Genomic DNA, 6547 nt, shown 5'->3' with positions numbered 1-6547 from the left:
CTGGATACCAGGAGCAAACCCGCAGGAAACCGCCCGGTTTTCAAGGGGGTGCGACGCCGTTGCCAGCCCGTTCCCTCATACCCGGAGGGCGTCCGTCCGGCTTCGATCCGCGGCGTCAGACCGCTTGACCGGGGCCCGCCCCCGGCCATCGCGGCCTTTCTGGCGGATCATTGCCGGGCCGGGCGCCGTTTCCGGCACAATTATGAGTCCACGTCCTAGCTCCCGCGGCTAGCCGCCATCCGCCGGGGTGAGGTCGAACACGGCGATTTCCGCCGTACGGCCCTTGAGCTGCGCCGTGCCGAGCGGACGGACACGGAGCGCGGGATCGCGCGCGGCATCCCGGATCGCGGCGCTTGCCAGCGCCGTGGTGCCGAACTCCTTGTTCAGCCCTTCCAGCCGCGAGGCGACGTTCACCGTATCGCCGATGGCGGTGTATTGGCGGCGCGTCGTCGCGCCCATGCTGCCGACCACGGCAACGCCCGTGTGCAGGCCGAAGCGGGTGACCAGTTCCGGCAGGCCGGCCGCCCGGTTTTCGGCGTTGAGCGCGGCAACGGCGGCAACCAGCGCCAGCGTGCAGCGGCAGGCCTTGTCGACGTGATCCGGGTCGGCCTCGGGCGCGTTCCACATCGCATAGATGGAATCGCCCAGATACTGGACGATGACCCCGTCATGCGCCTCGACGATCTCGTTCAGGCGCTCGAAATAGGCGGCCAGCAGCGCCACCACCTCCTCCGGCGCATGCTGTTCCGAGACGGTGGTGAAGTCGCGGATATCCGTGAACAGCACGGTGACGTCCTGCCGCGATGCCGCCCCCGGATCCTGCCGCCCGGCGGCGATCACCTTGCGCACCAACTCGCGCGGCACGTAGAGCGCGAAACTGCGGATCGCGCCGCGCGCCGTCGCCATGGCGGCGGAGAGCGTGTTGATCTCCTCCACATAGGAGGCCAGCGGCGGCGAGGCGAAGGGCGGGCCGGCCTCGAGATCGAGCTCGCCGATCCGCGCGGCATCGCCGGCAAGCCGGGTGAGCGAGCGGCTGACAAGCCGCGCGATCAGCAGCGAGGCGAGGATGCCGGCGGCGATCAGCGCCACCGAGATCGCCAGCGCCTTCTTCAGAAGCGCCGCGCTCTCGGCGGTGAAATCCGACAGGGGCGCGGCGATGACGACGGTGGTTCCGGCAAGCCCCGCGACGCCGTCCACCGGCTCCAGCGCGACGAGGTGCGGGGCGCCGTCGATCCCGATACGGTGGACACCGCCATCGCCGGGCGCGGCGAGAAGCGGCCTCAGGGACCCGAGCAGCGGGTCGTCGACATCGACGCGTGCATGGCGCGACCGGCCTGACAGCTGCGGCAGCAGCTTGGCCATCAGGGCCGGGTCGGAATGGACGATGAGCCGCATGTCGTCGTCAAAGACATAGCCCCTTGCGCCGGGCGAGACCGCCTCGTCCGACAGCAATTTGCTGATCGTCGTCAGCAGCACGTCGGCGCCGACGACCGTGCCGGGCACGTCCTGTGCCTCGACCGCGATGGTCAGGCCCAGCTCGCCGGTCGTCGCCATCGTGTAGGGCCCGACAGTGACGGGCGCGCCCCGGCCTTTGATCGCCGCCCGGTACCAGGGGCGCAGGCGCGGGTCATACTCCGTCTCGCCGTCGTCGCGGCGGGACAGCAAGGTTCCCCCGGCTGTACGGAAGCGCCAGACGGAGTGCCGCTTTCCGTCCGCCTCCCGGTGAATGCTGCGCACCGCATGGTCGGTGCCCTCGGGGGCGTCGAGAGCCTGCCGCCAGGCCTCCCGGTTGCCGACGCCATGCAGGAACGTGCCGTCGGCGTGACCGGCATAGAGCCCGTCGATATGGGAAGAGGTGGCCAGCGCCCGGTCGAGGAAGCGCGCCTTGCCGGCCATGTCGCCGGAGGGATCGTCGAGCAGCGTGTCGGCGGCCGCGGCCAGGGTGACCACCGCCAGTCCGTCGTTGAAGACGGCTTCGTAATGGGTGGCGACGCGGCGCGCCAGCAGGCGCATCTCCTGGCTGGCGGCGCCGGTGGAAAGCCGCGTGCCCTGGTCGTTCGCAAGCCAGATCAGCGGCAGCGAGATGCCGAGCAGCAATGCGACGATGATGGTGCTCAGATGCAGCCGCAGCGGCTGTGTCCAGCGCGTTGTCCAACGCGCGGTTGCCCGCGGCCGCGTGGAGGGGGAGGCCATGTTCCTGCCTGTTCCGGACGGATTTGCGCCAGACGGATTTGCGCCGGTCTTGTCCGCGGCCGCCACCTCCGCGCCTTTCCCGCGTGTCGCGGTCCTGTCCGTGCCCGCCCGATCCGTTGCCACTTGTCTCGCGCCCCCGATTTCCGCGCGGAATCACCCGCGCGGAAATCCTAGCACGACCAATGTATTGGCGGGATCGGATCGTGGGACATCGCCGACAGCCGCCGGGCCGCGAAAGGGCCGTCCCGGCAGCTGTCGCAGGGGCGCGAAGGGCGAAGCCTGAAGGCAGGCTCGCCGGTCAGTCCTCCCGGGCCTTCATGAACTCCTTCCTCAGCAACACCGCATGCATGGCCGGCAGGCGAATTCCACCAACGGCGAGCACGGTGAACTGGATCAGCATGGCGGTGACCAGCGCGTCGAGGAACCAGCCGAGCGGCGTTGCAAGCTCTCCCCAGAATGCGGGCAGGGCGTCCAGCGCGGTGAGCGTCGACAGGCTGGTCGCCCCGTGCAGGCAGAGCGCGATCCAGAAACCTGCGCAATAGGGACAGCGCCACTGGGCATAGAGCGTGCGCAGCGGCGCGGGCAGGGCGGCGACGAGGCGGTTGAACCAGGTACCCCATTCGGGAAGCTTTTCCCAAAAGAGCATGTGGATGGCGGCGCCGATCAGGGCAGCTTCGAAGGACATCACGGTTTCCTTGTGTTTCAGGGTTTGCGGCCATTCGCGGCCATTCGTGGTCGGGTCGGGACGGGGCAGGATGCTGCCCCGCCGGTCGGTGGATGGTGGCCCATGGTCTGTCGGCCAGGGTCTGTCGTCGGGGCAGTCCAGGTCGCCGTGTTTCGGCCGGCGCCAAGGCGAACCGTCCGGGAGCGCGACGTGAGTTAGTCTGGAAAACGAACTTTTGACCGGGAGTTTTCTCCTTATCTTGTCGAATGCCGCAAGGTGGCGGCCGGGAGCCGGTCGCAATCGCGAGCCGAGGGCCTGAGGGCGGGGTGACAACGCGCTGACCCCGTGTCTCTCCGAACCGCATCCCGCGCGCTCACGGCCTGACGTTTGGCAGCGGCCGGGAGCCGGTCGCAGGCGGAAGGACGGGTGTGTGACGGGCGCCACTTGCACCCCTCTCCCCCCTTGAGGGGGAGATGTCCCCGACAGGGGACAGAGGGGGGGCGCCGGCCAATCCCGCTGCAACCCGCCCGGAACGACAGGAGTGCGGGCATCGCCGCTTGCACCCGTCTCCCCTTTGAGGGGGAGATGTCCCCGACAGGAGACAGAGGGGGGGCGTGCGCCGGCCAATCCCGCCGCAACCCGCCCGGAATGACAGGAGCGCGGGCATCGCCACTTGCACCCCTCTCCCCCCTTTGAGGGGGAGATATCCCCGACAGGGGACAGAGGGGGCGCCGTCGGTGACCTTTTCCGCCATATGGTGTTGGGGCCACTCTTGCCTCTCTCCCGAACGTCATTCCTCCGTGCCACCGGTGTCACTGCTCGTGCCTCTCGCGCGGCTGTCGTTCTCGCCCCCGAGCGGGATCCGCTGGCACCCCGGCAGGTGCGATGGCTCCCGTCGCTTGCGGCGGGCAAACGAGCCCTTCGGCACCTGCGGGACGATCCGCCATGCCGCTGCCGCGAGTCCGCTGCCCCCGCGCTGGCAACGAATGGGCCCGGGTCTCGCGATGCTCGCCCGGGGTGGCAGCCTGAGGACGGGGCGGCGGCCGGGAACCGCCCGCAATCGCGAGTTGAGGGCCTGAGGGCGGGGTGAAAACGCGCTGACCCCGTGTCTCTCCGAACCGCATCCCTCGCGCTCATCACGACCTGACGTTTGGCAGCGGCCGGGAGCCGGTCGCAGGCGGAAGGACGGGTGTGTGAGGGGCGCCACACGCACCCGTCTCCCCCCTTGAGGGGGATGCCCCGACAGGGGACAGAGGGAGGTGGCACCGGCCAATCCCGCCGCAACCCGCCCGGAATGACAGGAGCGCGGGCATCGCCACTTGCACCCCTCTCCCCCCTTGAGGGGGAGATGTCCCCGACAGGGGACAGAGGGGGGCGTGCGCCGGTGACCTTTTCCGCCATATGGTGTTGGGGCCATGCTTGCCTCTCTCCCGAACGTCATCCCTTCGCGCCACCGGCGTCACGGCGCGTGCCTCTCGCGCGGCTTGTCTTCCCTCGCACCGCTGAGGGCCCGAGGGCGGGGCGGCGTGTGCATCCAATCTCCTGTCTTCAACCTTCATATGTCCGTCAGGCACACTAACTTTCTGGGGCAAGGTGCCATCGTCTCCATCTGGTCGTTCTTCCTGCTGTCTGTCTGAAGGCTCTCTGTCTGAAGGTCCTCTGTCTGGCGGTCTTCCGGCTGACGGCCCTCTGTCTGGCCGCTCCGGTCGCCGGCTTTCGGGTCGCGCGCTTTGCTCCCGCGGGTTCTCAGCCTGTCTCCTGTGCGGCGTGAGAGCGCAAACCGCTCCGGCCGTCACGTCCCGCCGGGCGGGGGCTTTCGGCCGCCCTTTTGCCGCGCTTGCGAGCCTCCTGGCTCAGGGCAGGTCGGCAAGATCCCGCAGCGCCTGGCGGAACGCGGCCAGGTCGTAGCCGTCCAGCCCGTCGAAAACCTGCCGCAGTGCGCCGCGATAGATCTCCTCGCCCCGGCGCAGAAGGCTCGCGCCCTCATCCGTCAGCAGGATGTGCTGGGCGCGGGCATCCATCAGGCAGGGGACGCGGCGCACCAGCCCGCGCTCCTCCAGTTTGACGACCATGGCACTGGCCGAGGCCTTGCTGACGCCCATCGCCGCGACGACGTCCTGCAGGTGCTGGCCATGATCGTTCTTGTCGACCTTGCGCCGCTCCTGATCCTTGATGGCACGCAGATATTCGAACTCGCTATGCGTCAGCCCGGCCGCCGACGCCTGTGCCGCCCAGTGCCGGTGCGCGATGCGGTGAAGCCGCTCCAGTGCCGTCGTCGGTGTCATGTTGTCTCCGGTTAGTCAGGCATCCATACTTAATGCGCTGGCACGTGTCAAGCGGTCGGGGAGGGGGCGGCCTGAAGGTGGGGCGGCGGTTGAGAGCCGGCAGTCAATACCGCCGGGCGGAGCGGTCGCCGGGGGCTTGCTGCTTTACCCCCCTCTGTCCCCTGCCGGGGACATCTCCCCCTCAAGGGGGGAGAGAACGCGCGGGGCGAGCCCCTCTCACCCCCCGTACTGTTGACCCTGGGCTGGCGCTCGCCTCCCTCCGTGCCGATGTCACGCCGACCCTTGCCTTCAATTGGCCGTGCGGCGCGCGGCCTTACCGGAAATGCTTGGAGAGCTTCAGGCCCTGTCCCTGATAGTTGGAGCCGATGCCCTCGCCATAGAGCGTGTCGGGCCGCGCGAGCATGTGCTCGTAGACCAGCCGGCCGACCGTCTGGCCGTGTTCGACGATGAAGGGCACCTCGTGCGAGCGCACTTCGAGCACGGCGCGCGAGCCGCCGCCGCCGATCTCCGAATGGCCGAAGCCGGGATCGAAGAAGCCGGCATAGTGGACGCGGAATTCGCCGACCAGCGGATCGAAGGGCACCATCTCGGCGGCGAACAGCGGCGGCACGTGCACCGCCTCGCGCGACACCAGGATATAGAACTCGTTCGGGTCGAGGATCAGGTCGCCGCGCCCGCGATGGAGGATCGGCTCCCAGAAGTCGAGCGGGTCCTGGGCGGCGCGCGCGTCCATGTCGATGACGCCGGTGTGGCGCTTGCCGCGATAGCCGATCAGGGCACCGTCACCCTCGCCCCTCAGGTCGATGGTCAGATGCACGCCGACGCCGATCGTCGCCTCGCCGCCGGAGACCAGCCCGTGCTGCCGGTGCACCTCGGCAAGCTCGGCGTCGCCCACGGTCGGTTGCCCCTTGCGGAAGCGGATCTGCGACAGGCGCGAGCCTTCGCGCACCAGCACGGGGAAGGTGCGCGGGCTGATCTCGGCATAGAGCGGTCCGCGATAACCGGCGGGCACCGTGTCGAAGGCGCGCCCGTCATCGGTGATCACCCGGGTGAAGACGTCGAGACGGCCGGTCGAGCTCTTCGGATTGGTGGTGGCGGAGACGTCACCGGCAAGGGCGAGCCCTTCGAGCAGCGGCACGATATAGACGCAGCCCGTCTCCAGCACCGCGCCTCGTGTCAGGTCGAAGGCATGCAGCTTCAGCCGATCGAGCTTTTCCAGCACCTTGGCGCCGGGGCCGGGCAGGAAACTGGCCCGAACCCGGTAGGCGAGCGGCCCCAGGCGCAGGTCGAGGCTGGCCGGCTGGATCTGGTCGCCGTCCGGCTGCCGGGGGGCCGAAATCGCCCCCTCCTTGAACATGTCGGCAATCGTCTGTGCCGGAAGAATGCCGTGTTCGGCCGCGCTCAT

Annotated in this window: 4 protein-coding genes; all 4 read right to left on the bottom strand. The window is 69.2% G+C overall.

Translation table 11 applies throughout. From position 1 onward, the window contains the following. Nucleotides 1-228: 228 nt before the first annotated feature. Nucleotides 229-2193, bottom strand: coding sequence for an adenylate/guanylate cyclase domain-containing protein (locus ACN0T5_RS16150; protein ID WP_417769634.1), 1965 nt, complete (start codon nucleotides 2191-2193; stop codon nucleotides 229-231). Between the two features lie 298 nt (nucleotides 2194-2491). Further along, the gene (locus ACN0T5_RS16145) at nucleotides 2492-2878 is read right to left on the bottom strand and encodes a hypothetical protein (protein WP_417769633.1); all 387 of its coding nucleotides are present in this window, start codon (nucleotides 2876-2878) and stop codon (nucleotides 2492-2494) included. Nucleotides 2879-4710: 1832 nt separating this feature from the next. Then, on the bottom strand, nucleotides 4711-5142 hold the full coding sequence (locus ACN0T5_RS16140) for a MarR family winged helix-turn-helix transcriptional regulator (RefSeq protein ID WP_417769632.1): 432 nt from the start codon (nucleotides 5140-5142) through the stop codon (nucleotides 4711-4713). A gap of 313 nt (nucleotides 5143-5455) precedes the next feature. Further along, on the bottom strand, nucleotides 5456-6547 hold the full coding sequence (locus ACN0T5_RS16135) for a 2'-deoxycytidine 5'-triphosphate deaminase (RefSeq protein ID WP_417769631.1): 1092 nt from the start codon (nucleotides 6545-6547) through the stop codon (nucleotides 5456-5458).

The sequence above is a fragment of the Stappia sp. genome (assembly GCF_048261845.1).
Taxonomy (GTDB): domain Bacteria; phylum Pseudomonadota; class Alphaproteobacteria; order Rhizobiales; family Stappiaceae; genus Stappia.
Note: the sequence above shows the minus strand (reverse complement) of the source record. Positions and strands in the feature narration are given on the sequence as shown.